This window comes from Sphingopyxis sp. H115, assembly GCF_001468465.1.
In the GTDB taxonomy this organism is placed as follows: Bacteria; Pseudomonadota; Alphaproteobacteria; order Sphingomonadales; family Sphingomonadaceae; genus Sphingopyxis.
The window spans coordinates 56,393-77,529 of the sequence record NZ_LNSA01000016.1 but is presented as its reverse complement, the minus strand read 5'-3'; the positions used below and the strand labels follow the sequence as shown (position 1 = coordinate 77,529).

Genomic DNA, 21,137 nt, shown 5'->3' with positions numbered 1-21,137 from the left:
CATCCTCAGGGTTGCCAGACGTGGACCAGATGGCGTGGCAGGCGCCCGGGTGCAAGGAGGATCACGTCGATCCTGATGTCGTCGCGGGGCCCGGCGAAGCGCGGGGCGAGCATTCCGGCGGCCGCGGCGACGCGGCGCAGACGATATTGGTCGATCGCAAGGTCGAGGTCTTCGGGCTTGTCGCGCCACTTCACCTCGACGAAGGCGATGGTGCGCCCGCGCCGCGCGACGAGATCGACCTCGCCGACCGGAAGCCGCAGCCGCTCGCCCAGGATGCGCCATCCGTGGAGGCGCAGCCACCACGCCGCGCGGCGTTCGGCCTTGCGCCCGCGCGCCTCGGCCGCGGCGCGGTTCAAGCGCGCTCTTTCAGCGCGAGCGCGCGGGCATAGACGTCGTGGCGGTCGCGCCCGAAGCGTTTGGCGACCGCCTTGGCCGCCTGCGCGACGGGTTTTGCGGCCATCGCCTCGCGCAGCGCGGCATCGAGCGTCGCCTCGTCGGCTTGCTCAGCGACGGCTTCGCCCGGCGGCCCGACGACGACGACGATTTCGCCCTTGGGCGGCGCGTCGGCATAGCGCGCGGCCAGTTCGGTCAGCGTTCCGGTCACGCATTCTTCGTACAGCTTGCTGATCTCGCGCGCGACCGCCGCCTCGCGGTCGCCCAGTCCTTCGGCCATTGCGGCAAGCGAAGCCGACAGCCGGGGTCCGCTTTCGTAAAAGACCAGCGTTGCGCGCAGCGCGGCGAATTCGGCGAGCGTTTCGGCGCGCGCCTTCGCCTTGTTGGGCAGGAAGCCCGCGAAGAGGAAGCGGTCGCTAGGCAGGCCGGAGAGGGTGATGCCGGCGATCGCGGCACAGGGGCCGGGCAGGGTGGCGACATGGCGCCCCGCCGCCCGCGCGTCGCGCACCAGCTTGTACCCGGGATCCGAAATCAGCGGGGTGCCGGCGTCCGACACCAAAACGACAACTTCGCCGTCCATGCGGGCAACCAGCGCGGCGCGGGTGCGTTCGTCGCTATGATCATGATAGGGGGTCATCGGCACGCGCAAACCCAGATGGGCGAGAAGCTTCGCGGTCACGCGCGTGTCCTCCGCGGCGATCACGTCGGCGGAGGCGAGCATTTTGGCCGCGCGCGGGCTGATATCGCCAAGGTTGCCGATGGGCGTCGCGACGATATAGAGACCGGGCAAGGGAGAATCTGAGATGTTCGAATCTGGCATGACGCCGAAAATGGCAGAAACTGCGGCTGAGCGCCAAAATAATGCGCCGCCGCGCCGCCGGATGCTGCGCGGGTTAGGCATGGCGGCGATGGCAGGGCTGCTCGCGGCGTGCCAGGTGGTGCCCAAATCGAACGGTCCTGCGACCCCGCCGCCGCCGACTGCCCCCGACGACAATGTCGGCCCCGGCCTTCCCACCGACACCGACCGCCACCGCGTCGCGCTGCTCGTACCGCAAACGGGACCGAATGCCGATGTCGGGACGGCGATTGCCAACGCGACGACACTGGCACTGCTCGATTCGCGGACCGAGCGCGTGCGTATCACCACCTATGACACCGCGCTCGGCGCCGCTGCCGCGGCGCGGCAGGCGGTCGCCGACGGAAACAAGCTGATCTTGGGCCCGCTCCTCAGCGAAGATGTCTCGGCCGTTGCGCCGATCGCGCGCGAGGCGAAGGTGCCGGTGTTGAGCTTTTCGAACGACAGCAGCGTCGCCGGCAATGGCGTCTTCATCATGGGCTTCGTCCCCGGCCAGTCGGTCGAGCGCGTCGTCGCCTTTTCGCGTGCGAAGGGGCATCAGCGTTTCGGTGCGCTCGTCCCCAAAAATGTCTACGGCGACCGGTCGGCGGCCGCGTTCCGCGCCGCGGTATCCGCCGCGGGCGGCACCCTGGTCGCCGTCGAAAGCTACGACCGCAGCGCGACCGCGCTGACCGGCGCCGCGCGGCGGCTCGCCAACGCCGGCGCGATGGACGCGGTGCTGATCGCCGACAGCGGCGGCAACGCCATTCGCGCGGTGCCCGTGATCAAGGGCGGCGGCGACCGGCAGATTCTCGGCACCGAACTCTGGAACACCGATGCCGGGTTGGGCAGCAGCGCGGCGATGCGCGGCGCCTGGTTCGCCAGCGTGTCGGACGGCCTGTATGGGCAGCTCGCGACCAAATATCGCACCCGTTTCGGCCGGGCGCCGTACCGGCTCGCAAGCCTCGGTTACGATTCGGTGCTGCTGACGGTGCGTATCGCGCGCGACTGGAAGCCGGGCACCGGCTTCCCCGCGACGCGGCTGCTCGCCGCAGACGGTTTCGGCGGGATCGACGGCATTTTCCGGTTCAATAACCGGGGGATCGCTATCCGCGCGCTCGAGGTCAGCGAGATCGGCGCCGGGGGCTTCCGCGTCGTCGATCCCGCGCCGACCAAATGGTGACCGCCGAACATTAGTGGCATAGCCGCCACAGTCGGACGAAAAAGCGCCGCGATGCACAGCGTCGCAGCCTTTACGCGGCGCGCGCGTTCACTATATGGACATTGCGCGCGGCGCATCGATTCCGCACGCCCTTTTTATACGACCCAGGAGATACAGCTATACCACCGCCCATGACCCGTCGCTCGATGGCACCGCTGCCGCCTAAAAACGGTCCGCGTTATAATGAATTCATCGCCTCGCCCAAAGTCCGCGTGATCGACGAGGAAGGCGAGAATCTGGGCGTGATGCTGACAGCCGAAGCGATCGAGCAGGCGGCCGAGGTTGGCCTCGACCTGGTTGAAGTATCTCCGAACGCCGATCCGCCGGTGTGCAAGTTTCTCGACGTCGGCAAGTTCAAGTACGAGGCGCAGAAAAAGGCGAACCTCGCGCGCAAGAGCCAGAAGACGCAGGAAATCAAAGAAATCAAGATGCGTCCGAATATCGACGACCATGATTTCGACGTGAAGATGAAGAAGGTCTTCGACTTCCTCGAGGAAGGCGACAAGGTCAAGATGACCATGCGCTTCCGCGGCCGCGAAATGAGCCACACGCAGCTTGGGCTCAACGTGCTCCAGCGCGTCGCCGAAATGACCGCCGAGGTCGCGAAGGTCGAGGCGCACCCCCGCACCGAAGGCCGCCAGATGCTGATGGTGCTCGCGCCGAAGTAACCCTGCACTCCCGCGTGGCGGGTGGTGGACGGGCCGTGTTGCAGCCCCTCCGTCAGCGCTTCGGGCTGCCTCCTCCCCATCGCTTCGCGACAGGGAGGATCACAATTCAACCCATCCGAAATTCAAGGGCGGTCGTTCCAGCGGGACGGCCGCCCGCTTCGTATCGGCGCTCGATCATCCGTACCGCGCCGTCCGCCGCGATTGCGACGAGTGTCGACGCGCGGGTGCCGTAAATGTCGCCGCGCAAGAACAGCGCCGGGTCGTCCTCCGTCATCAGTGTGTCGAGCAGGCCTTCGGGGTCGCTTCCCGCCGCGACCGCTGCGCGCAGCCGTTCGGCCCGCGGGCAGGGGGCATCGACGGGCTCGTTGGCGAGCGCGTGGACGTCGGGTTCGAGCGGCAGGATCAGCGGGACCGGGCGGTTGGTGAGCAACCGCGCGCCGCCGCCATCGACGGTGAACAGGTTGAAAGCATTAAAGCGCGGCAAATCCTCCGCCGCCGGATCGGCGAAGCGCCCCGCGCCGCGCAGCAGGTCCGACACAAGCGCACCGCGCGATTCCTTCGCGGGGTCGGGCATTGCGCCGCGGACGTTGGTGACGACGACCGCGCGGCCGCTCGGGCGATGAACGCCGAGCCAGGTGCCGCCCGCCTGCAGGTCGCGCCCGGCAACGAGACCGCTGCCGTCCTCCCACTCGTGAAGCGGTGCCGCAGGCCGCGCGTGAAACTCGTCGCGGTTGCCGATGAGGATGAGCGGCCAGTCTGGATGGACGCGGTGGGCAAGGGCGACGACACACATGTCGTGCATATCGGATCCCCGCGCGCGCTTGCCAAGCCTCTTGACAAAATGCTTGGTTGAATGCTCAATCAACTCATCTTGACGAGGGAGGACGCCGATGGCCGACGAATTCGAGAAGATCGGCGAGACGCTGCGGGCAAAGACGGGCAAAGGGCTCGACGAATGGGTCGCCGCCGCGCGCGCGACCGGGATCGCCGGCCATATGGCGCTGGTGAACCACCTCAAATCCGAACATGGGCTCGGCCACGGCTATGCCAATATGATCGTCCATGCGGCGAACGCGTCGTCGTCGCTGTCGCAGGACGACGACGCGCTGGTCGCGGCGGCTTTCGACGGCGCGAAGGCGCATTGGCGGCCGCTTTACGATCGGCTGGTGGCGCTGGTGCAGGGGTTCGGCGACGACGTCGAACTCGCGCCGAAGAAGGGCTATGTCAGCCTGCGCCGCAAAAAACAGTTTGCGCTGCTGATGCCCTCGACCAAGGATCGTTTCGACATCGGCCTCGCGCTGAAAGGCGAGGAGCCGGCGGGCACGCTCGAATTGGCGGGGGGATGGAACGCGATGGTGTCGCACCGCGTGCGGATCGCGGCGGGCGAGGATACGGGCGATGACGTCGCGGGCTGGCTCCGCACCGCTTATGATCGGGCAGGTTAGAGGATATGAACGCCGCCGACACGCGCCAGCGCATCCTGATGACCGCGATGGAGTTGTTCTGGGAGAAGGGCTATCTCTCGACCTCGGTCTCCGACATCCTCTCGCGCAGCCAGGTCCATTCGGGCAGCCTCTATCACTTCTTTCCGGGCAAGCAGGACGTGCTGGTAGGCGTGCTCGAACTTTATCGCGACGGGATCGACGAGATGCTGCTCGCGCCCAATTGGGACGGTGTCGACGACCCGATCGAGCGCATCTTCGCGCTGCTTGGCGGTTATCGCACGCACCTGATCGTCACCGACTGCACCTATGGCTGTCCGATCGGCAGCCTCGCGCTCGAAATCCACGAACCCGACCCGGTCGTACGCGAGCTGATGGCGGCGAATTTTTCCAACTGGTCGGCGGCGATCGCCGATTGTTTCGGGGCCGCCGCCGACAGGCTGCCGCCGACGACCGACCGCAAGGCGCTCGGCGAGTTCGTGCTGACGGTGATGGAGGGCGCGGTGATGCAGGCACGCACCTATCGCGACATCGGTTATTTCGACCGCAACATTGCTGTATTGCGCGACTATATCACCATATTGCTGGCGAGCGCAAAGGATGATAGTTTCGCCTGATCTTTCTGGAGGGGGAGATGATTATGACGGACGCCGTTAAAACGCCCTTGCACCTGTGGGTTGTGGGGATACTCGCGATATTGGTGAACGCTTTCCCGGCGGTCGATTTCATATTAACCCAGCTGGAGAATGAGTTCTGGTTGTCGCCGCTGACGGCCGGTCAGCGCAGCTTCATTCTCGGCGCCCCCTTGTGGGCCGACATCTGCTGGGCGCTTGGCGGTTTCGGCGCCTTCATCGGCTCGGTGCTGCTGCTCTTTCGCTCGCGCCACGCGGTGACCGCCTATTTCCTGTCGATAGCAGGCCTCGCGGGATCGACCCTATATCAGCACGTGCTGAATGGCGAAACGACCCGTGCGCTGTTCCAGAATGTGGCGATCATCGTGACGGCGGCGATCTGGGTGATCATGCTGGCGCTGTTCTTCTATGCGCGGGCGATGAAGGCAAAGGGCGTTTTGCGCTAAAGCCCGTGTGATGGCAGCGCGCCGTCCCGGCTTACGTCGGGAGGGGGGGCATCTTCGACGACGGCTGAATGGTAGCGCGCCGCTCAATTTGCGGAAAATAGTTTGGTGCCCACGACGCCGATGACGATCAGCGTCATGAAGCCGATCTGGACACCGTTCACCTTCTCGCCGAACCACACGATGCCGCCGATGATCACGCCGACCGCGCCCAGCCCGGTCCAGATGGCATAAGCGGTGCCGGCGGAGATGCCGCGCATCGCAAAGGCGAGCAGCGCCATGTTGAGGAAACTCAGCGATATGGGGACGATCGACGCCTGCCACGATCCGATCGTCGCGGCCCATTTCAGGCTCAGCGCCCAGATGATTTCAGTAACAACGGCGATCGCGAGGATGACCCACGCCATAGGACGGTCCTTTCAAGTGCGCGGGCTCGAAAGGATAGGGCGCAACCGGAAACCCGGAAGAGGCTACGCAGGCGGGTGCCCTTAAGGCCGGTCAGGCGAAATGGCAACCCGCCGGTGTGCTTACGCCTTTGCCATAAACGCAAGGATCTCGGCATTGAGGCGTTCGACATGCGTCAGCGGCAGGCCGTGCGGTGCGCCTTCATAAATGCTGAGGATCGCATCGGGCAGCAGCGCTGCGGTCGCCCTCGCGGTTATCGCCAGCGGTGCAGAGGCGTCGCGGTCGCCATGCACGACCAACGCCGGCACCCCGATCCGTCGCACGTCGGCGCGGAAATCGGTGGCGAAATTGGCCTGCGCTAGCTGCACCGCCCCGAACAGCGAGGTCGACATCATCATATTCTGGCCCCACGCCACCATGGCGCCCGAGGTGTCGGGGGTGAAAAACGGCTTGGTATTTGCTGCGACCCATGCCGGGAAATCGCGCGCGAGCAGGTCGGCACCGGCGGCGAGCGTTGCCGGGTCGATGCCGTCCGGATTGTCGGGACGTTTGACCAGGCAGGGCGTGATCGTACCGACGAGGATGACGCGCGCGACGCCGCGTCCGCCGTGCCGGGCGAAATAGCGCGCGACCTCGGTCCCGCCCATCGAATGCGCGACGATAGTGACCCCGTCGAGCGCCAGGGCGCCGATGATCGACGCCAGATCGTCGGCGAGCGTGTCATGGTCATAGCCGCGCCCGGGGTCGGCCGAACGGCCATGCCCGCGGCGGTCATAGGCAATGGCGCGATAGCCCTTCCGAGCCACCGCCAACATCTGATAGCCCCAGAAATCTGACGGCAGCGCCCATCCCGCGAGGAACAGAACGGGTTTGCCCGCACCCCAGTCGCGGACGAACAGCGACGTTCCGTCTTTCGCGGCGACGAAGCTTTCGGCGGACCGTTTTGCTGCGGGCAGGGCAGCATGACTGCGCGGCGGCGCCACAAGCGCGCCCGCCGCGGCGAGGCCCGCGAACGACATGATCTGGCGGCGGTTCATCTGTCTCTCCTGTCAAAACGATGGAGAGACGATAGGGCGAGCATCGACCCGAAGCGATTACCCGTCAGGTAATCGAAAATGCTACGGCGGACGGAAAGCTTCCTATGCGCCCAGCCAATCGCTCACCTCGCCCGCGACCTTGTTCGCCGCGCGCGTGAGCGCCTCGCCGACTGGTTTGGCCTCGACCTTGCCGCCGATCGCCTCGCGTGCCTCGAACCGCCGCTGGGTCACCGTCTTGCCGCCCGCCGCCACCAGCATTGCCTGATAGACGACGACGACCTCGTTGGTGGCGGCATCGACGCCGAATTCCATCAATTGTCCAGCCAACTGCTCGCCCGGGGCAGTCAGATATTGGCCCTCGTCGAGCACGACGCGCGACGTCCGCGCCGACACGGTTTCGGAAACGAGCCGCTGGAACAGCCGCGACGGCGCCTCGACCCATTGCGCGTCCTTTACATAGGTCACGCTGGCCCCGTCCTGCTGCACCGGGATGCGCGTGGTGCGCAGCTTTTGCGGCGCGGTCGGGATCAGGATCGTCAATGTCGCGGCTTCGGACGCGGTGCGCGCGCCGCCGGCCGCCGGTGCCGCCTCGGCATCGAGCGTCAACAGGAAGGGCGGCGTCTTGCCGCCGAGGCCGATGCACGCCGACAGCGAGACGGTGGCGACGGCGGCGAGCAGCGGAGCACGAAGGCGGCGGATCATGATATCGGTCCTCATTGCTTGTAATCGGGCAGCTTGCTGCCGCCGATGATCGCGCCAGCGCCCTGCTGGTCGAGCTTGTCGGTCAGGCTGGACAGCGAGGCGGAGGTGCGGCGCAGGTCGCGGATCAGGGCGTTCGCCTCAGGGATCGTCGTTTCGCTGAAGGTCTTGAGCCCCGGGCGCGCGTCGGAAATCGCCGCCTCGAGCGTCGCCATCGACGAATTGGCCGATTTCAGCGTGTCGCGCAGGTTGGCCATCGCGGGATCGACATTGCGGTCGATCGTTCCCTGTGCCGACGCGGCGAGGTTGCCGATCTGCTCGGCGGCGTTGCCCGTCTGCTGGATCGCGATGCGCGTATCGGCGAGCGCGCGTTCGATCGCGGGCCCGTTGCGCGCGAGGATCGCCGTTGAAGCCTCTACATTGTTCAGGATCCCGCGAAGGCTCGCCTGATTTTCGTCGTCGGCGAGTTCGGCGAGGCGTTCGGTCAGCGTCGACAGGCGCTGGAGCAATTGCGGCGCGGTGTTGAGCAGTTCGCCGAGGCCGCCGACGCGCGCGGGGATCACCGGCTTGCCCGCGGGCCCCTTGTCGGCGATCGGCGGCGCGCCCTTGACCGCGCCCGACAACGAAATCTGCGACACGCCGGTAAAGCCGACGCCTTCCAGCGCGGCGGTCGTGCCTTGCAGGACGGGCACGCCCTCATCTACCTCGATGCGTACGCGGACGAACTGCGGATCGTCGGGCCACAGCGCGATTTCGCGCACCTGCCCCGACGGCACACCCGAAAACTGGACCTGTGCGCCCTTGTTCAGCCCGTCGACCGACTGTTTGAAAAATATATCATATTCGCGCTTGGCGCCGCCACTGTCGTTGGCGAGCCAGACGACGAAAAAGGCGAGTGCCGCAGTGAAGAAGAGGACGAAAGCGCCGACGAGCACATTGTTCGACCGTGTTTCCATCAGCTTTTCCTATCCTGCCGCTCGGTGGCGATGTTGCAGCCTGCCGCTGCGCGCCCGCGGGGGCCATTGAAATAATCCTGTATCCACGGATGCTCGGTGGCAAGCAGTTCGGGGATCGTTCCGACGGCGATCACCTTCTTTTCTGCCAATACCGCAACCCGGTCGCAGGTTGCATAGAGCGAGTCGAGATCGTGCGTGATGAGAAAGACGGTGAGGCCCATCGTGTCGGCAAGTTCGCGGATCAGTTCGTCGAATTTGGCGGCGCCGATCGGGTCGAGCCCCGCGGTCGGTTCGTCGAGGAACAAGAGCGCCGGGTCGAGCGCGAGCGCGCGCGCGAGGCCCGCGCGCTTGACCATGCCGCCCGACAGTTCGGCGGGATATTTGGGACCCGCATCGGGGGGCAGGCCGACCATCGCGACCTTGTAGGCGGCAATCTCGTCGAGCAGCCGCTGGTCGAGCCGCGGGTAGAATTCGCGCAAGGGGACCTGGATATTCTCTGCGACGCTCAGTGTCGAGAAGAGCGCGCCGCCTTGGAACATCACCCCCCAGCGCCGGCGCAGGTCGCGCGATTCCTCTTCGTCGGCGATCGTGTCGAGCGTCTTGCCATAGACTTCGATCTCGCCCGCGGTGGGGATCTGGAGCCCAATGATCGAACGCATCAGCACCGACTTGCCAGTACCCGATCCGCCGACGACGCCCAATATCTCGCCCGATCGGACGTCGAGGTCGAGCCCGTCGTGAATCACCGCGTCGCCGAACTGGTTCCTCAGCCCGCGAATGCAGATCGCATTCTCGAACTTTTCGGGGCGCACGGCGTCGGCCGCGGCAAGCTCTTCGCTGATATCGTTCGGGTCTTCGTCGCTCATCAATTCCATCCGAGCGAAGAGAAAAAGACGGCGAACAGGGCGTCGAGCACAATGACGAGGAAGATCGCGGCCACCACCGCCGAGGTCGTGCGCTTGCCGACTTCCTCGGCATTCTGGCGAACCTGCATGCCTTCGTAACAACCGGTGACGCCAATCAATATGCCGAACACCGGCGCCTTGATCAGCATGATCCAGAAATCGGTCATCGGGATGATTTCGCGCAGTCGCTGGATATAGGTGAGCGGCGGAATGTCGAGCCCGATCCAGACAAAGGCGCCGCCGCCGGCGATCGCGCAGAGGCTGGCGTAAAAGCCGAGCAGCGGCATGGTGATCGTCGAGGCCGCGACGCGGGGTAGCACGATCGCTTCCATCGGCGACACGCCGATCGTCCGCATCGCATCGACCTCTTCGGTCAGTTTCATCGTGCCGATCTGTGCGGCAAAGGCCGATCCCGATCGGCCGGCGACCATGATCGCGGTCATCAGCAGGCCAAGCTCGCGGATCGACGCGCGGCCGACAAGGTTGATCGTGAACACCTCGAGCCCGAATTGTTCGAGCTGCACCGCCCCCTGCTGCGCGATCACGATCCCGATCAGGAAGCTCATGAGCCCGATGATCGGCAGCGCATCGACGCCGACGGTCTGGAATCGCGTGACCACGGCGTTCCAGCGCAGGCGGCGCCGCGCGCGAATCTGGATGCCGAGCGCGACGATCATCGCGCCGAAAAAGCCCACGATGCCTAGCAGCTCATGCCAGACGGCGGTGCTGGCGGTGCCGACCTGTTCGAGCATGCGGACCCATGCCGGACGCCGGTCGCGATGGACGCGATATTCGCTCTTGTCGCTGGCGAGCGCTTCGAGCAACCGCTCGGCTTCGGGGCTGGCGCCGACGATTTTCGCGCCATGTTCGTTGACCGTCCGGGTCACGATCCACGCGCCGACGGTATCGATGCGTTCGAGCGCCGAAAGGTCGAGCGTCGCGATCTGGCCGAGCGCTTCGAGGCGCGCGGGGACATCCCCCAGGCGCGCCAGTGTCAGCCGACCGGTGAAGCGAACCTCGGCGCCCCCGGCGCCGTCGCTATGTTCGAAATCCGCCCTGGCCACCATCGTGCGGGCGACATTGTATTATTTACCCCCCGGCGGCAAGTGAATCCATGGCGTGGCTTGTCTGCTCTTGGCCGCCATGCCGCCCGATACTATGGGGTGGGCCATGGATGACCCGCCCGCCACGCCGATCCGAGACTATGCGCACCGTGTCGCGATGTACGATATGGACCGGACGATAACGCGTTCAGGCACTTACAGCGGGTTCCTCATGCATGTTGCGCGGCAACGCCAGCAATGGCGGCTGCTGCTTCTCCCGCTTGTCGCCCTTGCTGGCGTGGCCTGGTCGCTGCGACTGATCGACCGCTCGCGGCTGAAGGCGATCAATCTCCGCTTGCTTGTCGGCAAGCGCTTTCGCCGCACCGAAATCGCGCCGCTTGCCGAAAGCTATGCCGACAAGGTGATCGCCCGCGGATTGCACCCTGCGGCGCTCGAACAGATCGCCGCTGACCGCGAGGCGGGGTATCGGCTGCTTCTCGCGACGGCGTCCTTCCATCTTTATGTCGATGCGATCGCGCGGCGGCTCGGGATGGACGATGTCCTCGCGACCCGGCTCGACGAGCCCGATGGCGCCGACCATATCCACGCGCGCCTCGCTGGCGACAATTGCTATGGCGAGGCAAAGTTCGCGCGTATTTCGGACTGGCTCGCGGCAAACGAAATCACGCGCGAACAGGCGCATGTCCGTGCTTATTCGGACCATGTCTCCGATCACCCGATGCTGCGTTTCGCCGACGAGGCGGTCGCAACGACCCCGTCGCGCAGGCTGAAACAGCTTGCGCCGAAAATGGGATGGCAGGTCGTCGACTGGCGCGCCCGCAAATAGCGCTGTCCTACGAAATCGCGGGGGATTAGCGTCGTGGAATGACGCCGACACCGATCCGCGATGGCCGATTCTGCGGGTATGTAGCGCGCCACCTTAAAGCCACAAAGGACACAATTCCAACCCGCACATGCGGGGCTTTTGTGGCTTTAAGGTCAGGAGGGCGATGGCTGCCGTCAGACGGCGTCCAGCGCCTGCGCGAAGTCGGCGATCAGGTCGTCGGCATCCTCGATTCCGATCGACACGCGCACGAGGTTGTCGGTGATGCCGAGCGCGGTCTTGCGTTCCTGCGGCACCGACAGGTGGGTCATCGCGGCGGGATGGCTCGCGAGCGTCTCGGTGCCGCCAAGGCTGACCGCGAGCTTGGCGATCTTGAGCGCGTCGAGGAAGCGGAAGCTTTCTTCCTCGCCGCCCTTGATGAACAGCGAAAAGGTCGATCCGGCACCGGTGCAGTGGCGGTCGAAAATATCCTTCTGCCGCGCGTCGCTGATGAAGCCGAGGTAGCCGAGCCCTTCGACCTTCGGATGATCCCGGAGGTACGTACAGACCTTCAGCGCATTTTCGCCCGCGCGGCTCATCCTGAGTTCGAGCGTTTCGAGACTGCGGAGCAGCATCCATGCGGTGTTGGGGTCGCAGATGGTGCCGATCGTGTTGCGCATCGGGCGGATCGCGTTGATCAGCGCCTGGTCGCCCGACACCCCGCCCGCGACGAGGTCCGAATGGCCGCCGGCATATTTGGTGAGGCTATAGACGACGAGTTCGGCGCCCTGATTCAGCGGCTTCTGCCAAAGCGGTCCAAGAAACGTATTGTCGATTGCTATCGCGGGCTTGGCCTCGCCGGGGAAGGCGGTATCGCGCGCGGCGCGCACCGCCTCGACATCGACGAGCGCGTTGGTCGGGTTCGCCGGGCTTTCGAGATAGACGAGCGCGACCTTTCCGCCCTTTTCGGACGCCAATGCCTTGGCACGTTCCAGAATCGCGTCGAGTTCGTCGCGCGTCGCGCCGGCGGGGAAGTCGACGAAGCTGACGCCGAAGCGCGACAGGATACGCGCAATCAGCGTTTCGGTCGCGGCATAGAGCGGTCCCGAATGGACGATCACGTCGTTCTGGCCGACGAGCGCGAGGAGCAGGGTCGCGATCGCCGACATGCCGCTCGAAAAAACAAGGCTGTCGTCGGCGCCGTCCCACACGGCGAGGCGATCCTCGAGGATTTCCTGATTGGGACCGTTGAAACGCGAATAGACGAGCCCGTCGGCGGGCCCTTCGCGCTTGCCAGTGATATGCTCGAAAAAGCGCTTGCCCGCTGCCGCGCTTTCGAAGGCGAAGGTCGAGGTCAGGAAGATCGGCGGCTTCAGCGATCCTTCGGACAGCACCGGATCATAGCCGAGTCCCATCATCAGCGTTGCGGGGCTGAGGTCCTTGTCGCCGATTTTCTTGTTGTTGGTCTTGGGTTTGCCGCGCATGGCCATGGGGGATGCTCCTTGAATGTTGCCGCCCTTATAACGCGCCAAGTTTCGTTTGAAACTATATTGCGCGGACTATCCCAGCATCGCGATAGCCCAGACGACGCCGATCAACAGCGGCACGCCGATGATGTCGAGCGCGAGCCCCGCTTTCAATATGCGCGGCAGCGCGATATGGCCGGTCGCCCAGGCGAGCGCGTTGGGGCCGGTGCCCGACGGCAGCATGAAGCCCCAGCTGGCGGCCATGGCGACGGGCAGCGCGAGCAGGATCGGGTCGGCACCGGTCGCTGCGATCAGCGCGGCGAGCACGGGCATGATGCCGCTCGCCGTTGCCACATTGCTCGCAAATTCGGTGATCAGGATGGTGAGCGCGACGATGATCGCCGCGAGGGCGATCGTCGGGATGCTGCCGAGCGGCGCGAGGACGGCACCGAGCCAGGCCGCGAGGCCGCTCGCGGTGATCGCCGCGGCGAGGGCGAGACCGCCGCCGAACATCATGATGACGCCCCACGGCGCGCGGTCGGCCTCTTTCCACACGAGGAGCGGCCGCCCCGTGCCGTCGGGCAGGATGAAGAGCAAAAGACTGCCCGCCACCGCAATCGTGCCGTCGGTCAAGGCGCCGCCCGGCAGGAAGGGTTCGAGCCACGGCTGCGCGATCCAGGCGATCAGGACGAGCAGAAAGACGGGAACGACGCGGCGTTCGGCGGTCGACCATATCGCCTGATTGCCGAGCGCCGCAGCGGCGCCTTGTCCGTCGAAGGAATTGGCCGACAAGCGCTGGACGTGCGCGACGACGACCATCGCGGCAGGGGTAGCAAGCAGCACGACGGGGATGCCGTAGATCATCCAGTCGAGAAAGGAGATGCGCAAACCCAGCGCCTTTTCGATCAGCCCCGCGGCAATCGCGTTGGTGGGGCTGCCGACCAGCGTACCGAGCCCGCCGATCGATGCGGCAAAGGCGATGCCCATCATCACTGCGCCGGCAAAGCCGTTCGTCTCGCCCTCCTGCACGCCGCCCGCGCGCACGACGGCGAGCGCGATCGGGATCATGATGAGCGTCGTCGAGGTGTTCGAGATGAACATGCTGAGCAGCGCGGTCGCCGCCATGAAGGCAAAGAGCAGACCCGATGCAGTCGGCGAGGCGCGTTTCAAGAGCGCGAGCGCGAGCCGCCGGTGCAGCCCGACGCGCTCGATTGCGAGCGCGAGGAAGGCGCCGCCGAGGATCAGGAACAGGATCGGCGAATAATATTCCTTGGCGATGGCATTGGCGTCCATCACCCCGAAGGCTGGGACGGTGAGGAAGGGGAGGAGTGCGGTGACGGTGAGCGGCAGCGCCTCGGTCATCCACCAGATCGCCATCAAGACGGTGAGGGCCGCCACGCGCCAGGCGGTGAGTTCCATGCCGGCGGGGGCAGGGAGGAGGAGTATGGTGCAAAAGACGACGAGGCCGCCGATCAAACCCAACCAGCGCGTGCGCGTCATCTTGCCTCTTATCCTCCCGACAGTCCGATCACCGACAATTGGCGGCCATAGGTGTTTTCTCCTTTATGGCACGCGCGGCGATAGCTGAAATAATGCTCGCTCTCGGCATAGGTGTCCTGCCCGCCGATGGCAATTCGCGTGACGCCCGCTGCGGCGAGGCGCGCAGCGACATAGGCGGCGATGTCGAACATCGCATGGTCGGGCTTGGCCGCGGCGAAGAAGCGCTCATTCGCGGGGTCGTGGTCAAGGAAACGCTGCACGAAGCCCTCGTCGACCTCATAGGAGGCGCGGCCGATACATGGGCCGATCGCGGCTGCGATGTTGGGGCGCCGCGCGCCGAGGCTTTCCATCGCATCGAGCGTCGAGTCTGTGATCCCCGCGATCGCGCCTTTCCATCCGGCATGCGCCGCGCCGACGACCCCGGCTTCGCGATCGGCGAACAGCACGGGGACGCAGTCGGCGGTCAATATGCCGAGCAGGATATCCGGGACGCGCGTCGCCATCGCATCGGCTTCGGGCCGTTCGGCAAGATCGCTGTTTGCATCGACAATGACGCAGCGAGCGCCATGCACCTGATAGAGACCGGTCACCGTCGCGCCAGGAAGCATGGCGTTGGCGACGCGCCGGCGATTTTCTGCGATCAGCGCCGGATCGTCACCCGATCCGAGCCCGCAGTTGAGCGAGGCAAGATCGCCTGCCGAGACGCCACCGCGGCGCCCGAAAAAGCCGTGGGCAATGCCGCCCAGTGTGGGGGCCGTAACGAAAGGCGCGCTCACAGGTCGAGCCTGAAAAAGCGGTCTTCGTCGATATGATTGCCGACGCGAAAGGCGTTGCGGCCGACGTCGTAAAAGCCGTAGCGACGGTAAAAGGCCTGCGCGCGGTCGTTCTCGGTGAAGACGCTGAGGTAGAGGATGGCGGCGCGCCCACGCGCCCAGTCGATACCCCAGTCCATCAACGCCGCCGCAACGCCCGTCCCCTTGGCGGCTTCGTCCACATAGAGCTGGTGCAGTTCGACCGCGCTGTCGGTCGGCTGACCCTCGGGCAGGTCGAAATCGAGCGGCCCCATCTTTATATAGCCGAGGATCGCCCCCGCCGCGTCGCGGACGAGGGCGATGTCATGGTCGTCGCTCGCGATCTGTGCGCGCACGCGCTCAGGCGGGTTCCAGTCGGCAAGGAAGCTCGCGAGGTCGGCGGGGTCGTAGATATGTCCGAAGGTGTGCGTGAATGACCCGTTGGCAAAGGCGGCGATCGCCTCGGCATCTCCGGGCGTCGCCAGTTGAATGGCGGTCATGCGGCGTCTCCTTTGAATCCTGCGGGGGTGGGCCAGCTGGGTGCGGTGAAGGCCAACACCTTGAACAGATCGCCCATTGCGCCGGGATCGACCAGCCGATCGCGCTGGCCCTGCAATTCGTCGGCGCGGGCGGGCGTAGCGGTGGCAAGCGATTGCAGCCGCGCGTCGATGCCCAGCCGCCTCAGCCACTCGCCCTGCGTCGCGAGCGGGGTCACGGCTACGCCCGCGCCACGCGCGGCATCGGCCAGCGTCGTGAAATCGACATGCGCCGTCAGGTCGACCTCGCCCGGATCAGCGAAGGGGTCGGCAAAGCGGTGCGCCTTGACCGCCTGCAACGTGTCGCCCGCGGCGGGCCCGCTATAGCCATAGTCAACCGCCAGCATCGCGCCACCCTGCCGCGAAAGGCGGAAGGCGCAGCGCTGCATGATCGCCGCGGCGACGGGCATGGTTTCGACGATTGCGCCTTTGGCCGCGCCGCGCAGCGCCGTCGGAATGGCCTCGTCGGCCGGAACGTCGCCCGCGACGGCCACGCGCGCGTCGCCCGCGCGCTCGACCATAAGCTCGCGCCAGCCGTCCGCCGTGCGAATATATTGATGGATCGGCAGCGCGTCGAAAAACTCGTTCGCTACGATGACGAGCGGCGCGTCATGGGGCAGTGCATCGACCTCGTCATGGTGCGTGGCCGCGGGCAGGCGCGCAAGTTGCGCCGCGCGCAGCGCCGGGCTGGTCTCGACAAGGTGGACGCCAATGGGTTCGCAGCCGAAGCGCGCCATCGTGCGCAGCGCATCGGCGGCAAGCGTGCCGCGGCCGGGGCCAAGCTCGACATAGTGGAACGCGGGGATGCCCGCGCGGCTCCACAGGTCGGCGATCCAGATGCCGACCATTTCGCCGAACATCTGGCTGATTTCCGGTGCGGTCGTAAAATCCCCCGCTGCGCCGAGCGGGTCGCGCGTCGCATAATAATGCGCGTTCGCGGCGGCCATATAGTCGGCGACCGTGACGGGTCGGGTGGCCGCGATTCGGGCGATCAGTTGGTCCGGGGTCGGCGGGCCGTCACGCAATGCTGTCGGTTCCGGCCACCGGTTCGATCCGCTGGCGGCGTCCCTTCGCGGTCGCGACGAGCCAGACACCGGCGAGCAGCATCGGGACGGTCAGCGTCTGCCCCATCGTCAGGCCCCACGACAGCGTGCCAAGCTGGGCGTCGGGTTCGCGCACGAACTCGACCGCAAAGCGGCTGAGGCCATAGATGATCGCTGCGAGGCCGAACAAGAAGCCCGGCTTGTAGCGTGCATCGGTGCGCCAGAAGCAGAAGGCGAGGATTGCGAACATCACGATGCCTTCCAGCCCCGCTTCATAAAGCTGGCTCGGGTGGCGCGGTTCGGGGCCGGCGTTGCCGGGAAAGACCATCGCCCAAGGGACATAGGATACACGACCCCACAGTTCGCCGTTCACGAAATTGGCGAGGCGGCCAAAGAAAAGACCGAAGGGAACGACGCACGCGATATAGTCGCAGAAGCGCAGGAAGCTTAGCTTTTCCTTCCGGGTAACATACCAGATCGCGGTTAGTACGCCCATCACCCCGCCGTGGAGCGACATGCCTCCGTCCCACAATTTGAAGATCGTGACCGGATTGTCGATGTAGGCCTCGAGGTTGTAGAACAGCACATAGCCGAGGCGCCCACCGAGGATGATCCCGAGCATCGCCCAGAAGATCATGTCGTCGGCGTGGCGCTGCGCCATCGGGGCGCCGGGTTGCGCGATCAGCTTTAAGAGATACCAGTAACCAACGAAAATCCCGGCAAGATAAGCGAGCGCATACCATCGGATCGGCAGGCCGAAGACGCTGAACGCGATCTCGGAGTTCTCCCCCATCAGATCGTGAAAGTTCACATATTGCGTTGCTTCGGCTAAGGTTGCAAAAAGAAACATATAGTCGCGCGGTCCTTCCCCAGGAGAGGCCTCCCCATAAGGGGTTAGGCCAGCGAGACCAAGAGGAGAGATACAAGATGCCATCAGCGCTCGATTTGCGCCTGGAAGCCGCCTATAATCTGATCACCGGTCCGGGCGGACCGATCCAGGTCGGGTCCGTCGAACGCTTCGGCCGACAGCTTCCCTTCATCACCAATGCGCCGACCAACCTCGCCGATTATGTCGCTTTTTTCGCGGCGCAGCATGGCGACGCGACCTTTCTTGTCGAAGGCGACGAGCGGCTGTCGTTCAAGCAGGTCTATCTGGCGGCGCGGCAGGTCGCGGCGGGGTTGGTTGATGGTTTCGGCGTCCAGCGCGGTGACCGCGTCGGATTGGCGATGCGCAACGCCAACGCCTGGTGCGTCTCCTATATCGGTATCTTGATGGCGGGCGGCTGCGCGACCTTGCTTAATGGCTGGTGGCAGGGCGGCGAACTCACCGCGGGGATCATCGACAGCGAGGCAAAGCTCGTGATCGCCGACCCGCAGCGCGCCGCGCGGCTCGAGGGCATCGAACATGGCGCGAAAATCGTCACGCTCGATATCGCGCATCCGATCGACGAAGCGATCGCGCCGATCGCGTCGAAGGGCGCCGCGGGGACCGTGCTGCCCACGCTGACGGGGCAGGATCTTGCCACCATCCTCTTTACCTCGGGATCGACGGGCCAGTCGAAGGGCGCCTATTCGCGGCACGAGGCAGTGGTGCAGGCGATCTTCAACTATGTGACGCAGACCGCGAGCATCGTTCATTTGCTGACCGAAGACGGCCAGATGTCGGATATCCAGCCCGCAACCTTGATCTGCACGCCCTTGTTCCACGTCACCGCCGAAATCCCGGTCTTCCTGCAAAGCTTCGCGCTCGGCCGCAAACTGGTGCTGATGCCGAAGTGGAATGCCGACGAGGCGATGCGGCTGATCCAGAATGAGCAGGTCAATTATTTCGTCGGTGTGCCGCTGATGAGCTATGAAATCCTCACAAGCCCGAACCGCAAGAATTACGACCTGTCGACGTGCAAGAGCTACGCCGGCGGCGGCGCGCCGCGCCCGCCCGAGCATGTGCGGCGCTTGGCAACGGAAATGGGCGAGGCGAAGCCGCTCCTCGGCTATGGCCTCACCGAAACCAATGCGGTCGGCTGCGGCATCATCAATGAAAATTACGTCGAAAAGCCGCTGTCGACGGGTCCGGCGTCGAAACCGCTAGTCGACCTCGCGATTCTCGATGATAATGGCGAACCGGTGCAGCAGGGCGGCGTCGGCGAAGTCTGCATCCGTTCGGTGTGCAATTTCGAAGGCTATTGGAACAATGAGGCGGCGACCAAGGCCGCCTTCTTTGAAAATGGCTATTTCCGCTCGGGCGACCTCGGGTATCTTGATGCCGACGGCTATCTGTTCATCGTCGACCGCAAAAAGGACATCATCATCCGCGGCGGTGAGAATATCAGCTGCCAGGAAGTCGAGGCGGCGATCTACGAGCATGCCGAGGTCAATGAATGCGCGGTGTTCGGCCTGCCCGACGAGCGGCTTGGCGAATGCGTCGGCGCGGTGGTGTGGATGAAACCCGGCAGCAACGTGACCGCCGAGGAACTGGTTGCCTTCCTCAACGCCCGTCTTGCGCCCTATAAGGTGCCGTGCCGAATCTGGATGTCGAACGACGCGCTGCCGAAGCTCGGCAGCGAAAAGATCGACAAGGTCAGCTTGCGCACTCGCTATCGCGAAGAATATGCGGCGGAGGCCGTCGCGTAACCAGAAAGCAGGAAGGAGCGAACCGGGATCATGGCCGAGGCTGAAACTCCCGTCGTTCCCGAGAAACCGGCGCCGGTGCGCGTCTATCGCCACCGGCTGCCCGCGCGTATCTGGCATTGGTTGAATGCCGTGACTTTGCTCCTTCTCCTGATGAGCGGGCTGATGATCTTCAACGCGCACCCGCGCCTCTATTGGGGCCAATATGGCGCGAACGCCGATTACGCCTGGCTGGCGGTTGGCTCTACACCGAAGACCGGCTTCGTGCGCATCGGCGAAACGCGAATTGAGACCACGGGGGTGCTCGGACGCTGGACCGATGCCGAGGGCGCCCAGCAGACCTGGGCCTTTCCCGGCTGGGCGACGATCCCCACCAGCTACAGCCTTGCCGACGGGCGCCGCTGGCATTTGCTGTTCGCGTGGGTGCTCGCGATCAGCCTGACGCTCTATATACTGTGGAGCCTTATCGGCGGGCATCTGAAAAAGGACCTGCACGTCCGCCGCGCCGAATGGGCGCCGCGCCACATCTGGCAGGATGTGAAAAATCACGCGCGCCTCCGCTTCCCAAGGGGCGAGGCTGCCGCCAGCTATCACATCCTCCAGAAATTAAGCTACATCGGCGTCATCTTTGTGCTGCTGCCGCTGATGATCGCAACCGGTCTCACCATGTCGCCCGGCATGAACGCGTCGGCGCCCTGGCTGCTCGACCTGTTTGGCGGGCGCCAGTCGGCGCGGTCGGTCCATTTTCTTGCCGCATGGGCGCTGGTCGCCTTCTTCCTCGTCCATCTCGTGATGGTGCTGCTCGCCGGCCCGGTGAACGAAATCCGGTCGATGGTCACCGGCTGGTTCCGGCTTCCGCCCGAAAAGGACCAGGAGGCATGAGCGACCTTATCCTTCCGCGGCGCGAGTTGATCGCGCGGGCCGGCGGCTTGGTGGCCGCGTCGGGGGTCCTGCCGCTGCTTGCCGGCTGCGATGCGGTCAACGATGCGCCCGCGGTTCGCAAGATCTTGTCGATGGGCGAAGAGATGAACCGTGCCAGCCAGCGCGCGCTGATGGATCGCGATGCGCTCGCGCGCGAATTTACGCGCGCCGATCTGTCGCCGACCTTCCGCTCGAACGGGACAAGGCTGCCGCCGGGCGACGCCTATGCCACTCATGCGGCGTCGGGCTTCGCCGACTGGAGCGTCAAGGTTTCCGGCTTGGTCGCGCGGCCGCTGTCGCTCTCGATGGCCGATATTCGGGCGATGCCGCAGCGGACGCAGATCACGCGGCACGATTGTGTCGAAGGGTGGAGCGCGATCGGCCAATGGACCGGACCGCAACTCGGCCGCATCCTCGCCGCGGCGGGGGTAAGGGACAGCGCGCGCTATATCGTCTTCCGCTGCGCCGACCGGCTCGGCGACGCGCTCTATTATGAAAGCTGCGATATGGTCGATGCGCTGCACCCGCAGACGATCATGGCGTGGGCGCTCAACGATGCGCTGCTCCCGATCGCCAATGGTGCCCCGCTGCGCCTGCGCATCGAGCGCCAGCTTGGCTACAAGCACGCCAAATATGTGAAGGCGATCGAGGCGGTAGCAAGCCTCGACCGGATCGGCGCGGGCAAGGGCGGCTATTGGGAAGATCGTATCGATTATGAATGGTATGCGGGAATTTGACCGCAACCATTT

At 65.2% G+C, this 21,137-nt stretch carries 24 protein-coding genes; 9 read left to right on the top strand and 15 right to left on the bottom strand.

Features of this window, described 5'->3' with window-relative positions:
* Positions 1 to 5: 5 nt before the first annotated feature.
* Positions 6 to 356: a YraN family protein gene (locus tag ATE71_RS12760; RefSeq protein ID WP_058803675.1), complete on the bottom strand. Its 351-nt coding sequence runs from the start codon at positions 354 to 356 to the stop codon at positions 6 to 8.
* The gene (gene rsmI / locus ATE71_RS12755) at positions 353 to 1,213 is read right to left on the bottom strand and encodes a 16S rRNA (cytidine(1402)-2'-O)-methyltransferase (RefSeq protein ID WP_058803674.1); all 861 of its coding nucleotides are present in this window, start codon (positions 1,211 to 1,213) and stop codon (positions 353 to 355) included. The genes ATE71_RS12760 and rsmI overlap by 4 nt, the downstream gene beginning before the upstream one ends.
* A 61-nt stretch (positions 1,214 to 1,274) precedes the next feature.
* Between rsmI and ATE71_RS12750 the strand changes: the two genes are divergently transcribed.
* Together ATE71_RS12750 and infC are read left to right on the top strand one after the other, a co-directional pair.
* Entirely contained in the window at positions 1,275 to 2,411 is a 1,137-nt protein-coding gene (locus tag ATE71_RS12750; RefSeq protein ID WP_152998770.1) for a penicillin-binding protein activator, read from the top strand.
* Between the two features lie 170 nt (positions 2,412 to 2,581).
* Positions 2,582 to 3,118: a translation initiation factor IF-3 gene (infC, locus tag ATE71_RS12745; protein ID WP_058803673.1), complete on the top strand. Its 537-nt coding sequence runs from the start codon at positions 2,582 to 2,584 to the stop codon at positions 3,116 to 3,118.
* A gap of 106 nt (positions 3,119 to 3,224) precedes the next feature.
* Here the strand turns inward: infC and ATE71_RS12740 are convergent, their stop codons facing one another.
* Positions 3,225 to 3,911: an NRDE family protein gene (locus ATE71_RS12740; protein ID WP_058803705.1), complete on the bottom strand. Its 687-nt coding sequence runs from the start codon at positions 3,909 to 3,911 to the stop codon at positions 3,225 to 3,227.
* A 97-nt stretch (positions 3,912 to 4,008) separates the two neighbouring features.
* On the opposite strand from ATE71_RS12740, the gene ATE71_RS12735 reads away from it, so the two are divergent.
* The 3 genes from ATE71_RS12735 to ATE71_RS12725 are packed head-to-tail and all read left to right on the top strand — an operon-like array spanning position 4,009 to position 5,638.
* Positions 4,009 to 4,563, top strand: a complete 555-nt coding sequence (locus ATE71_RS12735) for a DUF4287 domain-containing protein (protein ID WP_058803672.1) — start codon at positions 4,009 to 4,011, stop codon at positions 4,561 to 4,563.
* A gap of 5 nt (positions 4,564 to 4,568) precedes the next feature.
* Entirely contained in the window at positions 4,569 to 5,177 is a 609-nt protein-coding gene (locus tag ATE71_RS12730) for a TetR/AcrR family transcriptional regulator (RefSeq protein WP_058803671.1), read from the top strand.
* 23 nt (positions 5,178 to 5,200) lie between these two features.
* Positions 5,201 to 5,638: a hypothetical protein gene (locus tag ATE71_RS12725; protein ID WP_058803704.1), complete on the top strand. Its 438-nt coding sequence runs from the start codon at positions 5,201 to 5,203 to the stop codon at positions 5,636 to 5,638.
* A gap of 83 nt (positions 5,639 to 5,721) precedes the next feature.
* On the opposite strand, the gene ATE71_RS12720 is transcribed toward ATE71_RS12725, so the two are convergent.
* The 6 genes from ATE71_RS12720 to ATE71_RS12695 all read right to left on the bottom strand — a co-directional run bounded on the left by ATE71_RS12720 (position 5,722) and on the right by ATE71_RS12695 (position 10,704).
* On the bottom strand, positions 5,722 to 6,042 hold the full coding sequence (locus ATE71_RS12720; protein ID WP_058803670.1) for a DMT family transporter: 321 nt from the start codon (positions 6,040 to 6,042) through the stop codon (positions 5,722 to 5,724).
* A 120-nt stretch (positions 6,043 to 6,162) separates the two neighbouring features.
* Complete coding sequence (locus tag ATE71_RS12715; RefSeq protein ID WP_235588007.1) at positions 6,163 to 7,077, bottom strand: alpha/beta fold hydrolase; 915 nt, start codon at positions 7,075 to 7,077, stop codon at positions 6,163 to 6,165.
* Positions 7,078 to 7,179: 102 nt separating this feature from the next.
* Positions 7,180 to 7,779, bottom strand: a complete 600-nt coding sequence (locus ATE71_RS12710; protein ID WP_058803702.1) for an ABC-type transport auxiliary lipoprotein family protein — start codon at positions 7,777 to 7,779, stop codon at positions 7,180 to 7,182.
* Positions 7,780 to 7,790: 11 nt separating this feature from the next.
* Entirely contained in the window at positions 7,791 to 8,732 is a 942-nt protein-coding gene (locus ATE71_RS12705; protein WP_058803669.1) for an MlaD family protein, read from the bottom strand.
* Complete coding sequence (locus tag ATE71_RS12700; protein WP_058803668.1) at positions 8,732 to 9,598, bottom strand: ABC transporter ATP-binding protein; 867 nt, start codon at positions 9,596 to 9,598, stop codon at positions 8,732 to 8,734. The genes ATE71_RS12705 and ATE71_RS12700 overlap by 1 nt, the downstream gene beginning before the upstream one ends.
* Entirely contained in the window at positions 9,598 to 10,704 is a 1,107-nt protein-coding gene (locus ATE71_RS12695) for an ABC transporter permease (RefSeq protein ID WP_058803667.1), read from the bottom strand. The genes ATE71_RS12700 and ATE71_RS12695 overlap by 1 nt, the downstream gene beginning before the upstream one ends.
* 103 nt (positions 10,705 to 10,807) lie before the next feature.
* Here ATE71_RS12695 and ATE71_RS12690 point away from each other — a divergent pair, with 103 nt between their 5' ends.
* A complete protein-coding gene (locus ATE71_RS12690) occupies positions 10,808 to 11,527 on the top strand; it encodes an HAD family hydrolase (protein WP_082665191.1) in 720 nt (239 codons plus the stop codon).
* 173 nt (positions 11,528 to 11,700) lie between these two features.
* Here the strand turns inward: ATE71_RS12690 and ATE71_RS12685 are convergent, their stop codons facing one another.
* The 6 genes from ATE71_RS12685 to lgt form a co-directional block, all read right to left on the bottom strand.
* Positions 11,701 to 12,993: a cystathionine gamma-synthase family protein gene (locus tag ATE71_RS12685; protein ID WP_058803666.1), complete on the bottom strand. Its 1,293-nt coding sequence runs from the start codon at positions 12,991 to 12,993 to the stop codon at positions 11,701 to 11,703.
* Between the two features lie 69 nt (positions 12,994 to 13,062).
* A complete protein-coding gene (locus ATE71_RS12680; protein ID WP_058803665.1) occupies positions 13,063 to 14,469 on the bottom strand; it encodes an SLC13 family permease in 1,407 nt (468 codons plus the stop codon).
* Between the two features lie 8 nt (positions 14,470 to 14,477).
* The gene (gene pgeF / locus ATE71_RS12675) at positions 14,478 to 15,245 is read right to left on the bottom strand and encodes a peptidoglycan editing factor PgeF (protein ID WP_058803664.1); all 768 of its coding nucleotides are present in this window, start codon (positions 15,243 to 15,245) and stop codon (positions 14,478 to 14,480) included.
* Entirely contained in the window at positions 15,242 to 15,760 is a 519-nt protein-coding gene (locus ATE71_RS12670) for a GNAT family N-acetyltransferase (protein ID WP_058803663.1), read from the bottom strand. Before ATE71_RS12670 ends, pgeF begins: the two co-directional genes overlap by 4 nt.
* Positions 15,757 to 16,821 (bottom strand): class I SAM-dependent methyltransferase, encoded by a 1,065-nt coding sequence (locus ATE71_RS12665; RefSeq protein WP_058803662.1) that lies wholly within the window; start codon positions 16,819 to 16,821, stop codon positions 15,757 to 15,759. Before ATE71_RS12665 ends, ATE71_RS12670 begins: the two co-directional genes overlap by 4 nt.
* Positions 16,814 to 17,689 (bottom strand): prolipoprotein diacylglyceryl transferase, encoded by an 876-nt coding sequence (gene lgt, locus ATE71_RS12660; protein WP_058803661.1) that lies wholly within the window; start codon positions 17,687 to 17,689, stop codon positions 16,814 to 16,816. The genes ATE71_RS12665 and lgt overlap by 8 nt, the downstream gene beginning before the upstream one ends.
* Positions 17,690 to 17,766: 77 nt before the next feature.
* On the opposite strand from lgt, the gene ATE71_RS12655 reads away from it, so the two are divergent.
* Genes ATE71_RS12655 through ATE71_RS12645 form a run of 3 tightly spaced genes read left to right on the top strand, consistent with a single transcriptional unit; the run spans position 17,767 to position 21,125 of the window.
* Positions 17,767 to 19,470, top strand: a complete 1,704-nt coding sequence (locus ATE71_RS12655; RefSeq protein WP_058803660.1) for a class I adenylate-forming enzyme family protein — start codon at positions 17,767 to 17,769, stop codon at positions 19,468 to 19,470.
* 30 nt (positions 19,471 to 19,500) lie between these two features.
* Entirely contained in the window at positions 19,501 to 20,349 is an 849-nt protein-coding gene (locus tag ATE71_RS12650; RefSeq protein ID WP_058803659.1) for a cytochrome b/b6 domain-containing protein, read from the top strand.
* Entirely contained in the window at positions 20,346 to 21,125 is a 780-nt protein-coding gene (locus ATE71_RS12645) for a molybdopterin-binding protein (RefSeq protein WP_058803658.1), read from the top strand. The genes ATE71_RS12650 and ATE71_RS12645 overlap by 4 nt, the downstream gene beginning before the upstream one ends.
* Positions 21,126 to 21,137: the final 12 nt, after the last annotated feature.

Coding starts and splice junctions, on each gene's coding strand:
- rsmI (WP_058803674.1), bottom strand. CDS start 1,213: ATGCCAGATTCGAACATCTCAGATTCTCCCTTGCCCGGTCTCTATATC.
- ATE71_RS12750 (WP_152998770.1), top strand. CDS start 1,275: ATGCTGCGCGGGTTAGGCATGGCGGCGATGGCAGGGCTGCTCGCGGCG.
- infC (WP_058803673.1), top strand. CDS start 2,582: ATGACCCGTCGCTCGATGGCACCGCTGCCGCCTAAAAACGGTCCGCGT.
- ATE71_RS12740 (WP_058803705.1), bottom strand. CDS start 3,911: ATGTGTGTCGTCGCCCTTGCCCACCGCGTCCATCCAGACTGGCCGCTC.
- ATE71_RS12735 (WP_058803672.1), top strand. CDS start 4,009: ATGGCCGACGAATTCGAGAAGATCGGCGAGACGCTGCGGGCAAAGACG.
- ATE71_RS12730 (WP_058803671.1), top strand. CDS start 4,569: ATGAACGCCGCCGACACGCGCCAGCGCATCCTGATGACCGCGATGGAG.
- ATE71_RS12725 (WP_058803704.1), top strand. CDS start 5,201: ATGACGGACGCCGTTAAAACGCCCTTGCACCTGTGGGTTGTGGGGATA.
- ATE71_RS12720 (WP_058803670.1), bottom strand. CDS start 6,042: ATGGCGTGGGTCATCCTCGCGATCGCCGTTGTTACTGAAATCATCTGG.
- ATE71_RS12715 (WP_235588007.1), bottom strand. CDS start 7,077: ATGAACCGCCGCCAGATCATGTCGTTCGCGGGCCTCGCCGCGGCGGGC.
- ATE71_RS12710 (WP_058803702.1), bottom strand. CDS start 7,779: ATGATCCGCCGCCTTCGTGCTCCGCTGCTCGCCGCCGTCGCCACCGTC.
- ATE71_RS12705 (WP_058803669.1), bottom strand. CDS start 8,732: ATGGAAACACGGTCGAACAATGTGCTCGTCGGCGCTTTCGTCCTCTTC.
- ATE71_RS12700 (WP_058803668.1), bottom strand. CDS start 9,598: ATGAGCGACGAAGACCCGAACGATATCAGCGAAGAGCTTGCCGCGGCC.
- ATE71_RS12695 (WP_058803667.1), bottom strand. CDS start 10,704: ATGGTGGCCAGGGCGGATTTCGAACATAGCGACGGCGCCGGGGGCGCC.
- ATE71_RS12690 (WP_082665191.1), top strand. CDS start 10,808: ATGGATGACCCGCCCGCCACGCCGATCCGAGACTATGCGCACCGTGTC.
- ATE71_RS12685 (WP_058803666.1), bottom strand. CDS start 12,993: ATGGCCATGCGCGGCAAACCCAAGACCAACAACAAGAAAATCGGCGAC.
- ATE71_RS12680 (WP_058803665.1), bottom strand. CDS start 14,469: ATGACGCGCACGCGCTGGTTGGGTTTGATCGGCGGCCTCGTCGTCTTT.
- ATE71_RS12670 (WP_058803663.1), bottom strand. CDS start 15,760: ATGACCGCCATTCAACTGGCGACGCCCGGAGATGCCGAGGCGATCGCC.
- lgt (WP_058803661.1), bottom strand. CDS start 17,689: ATGTTTCTTTTTGCAACCTTAGCCGAAGCAACGCAATATGTGAACTTT.
- ATE71_RS12655 (WP_058803660.1), top strand. CDS start 17,767: ATGCCATCAGCGCTCGATTTGCGCCTGGAAGCCGCCTATAATCTGATC.
- ATE71_RS12650 (WP_058803659.1), top strand. CDS start 19,501: ATGGCCGAGGCTGAAACTCCCGTCGTTCCCGAGAAACCGGCGCCGGTG.
- ATE71_RS12645 (WP_058803658.1), top strand. CDS start 20,346: ATGAGCGACCTTATCCTTCCGCGGCGCGAGTTGATCGCGCGGGCCGGC.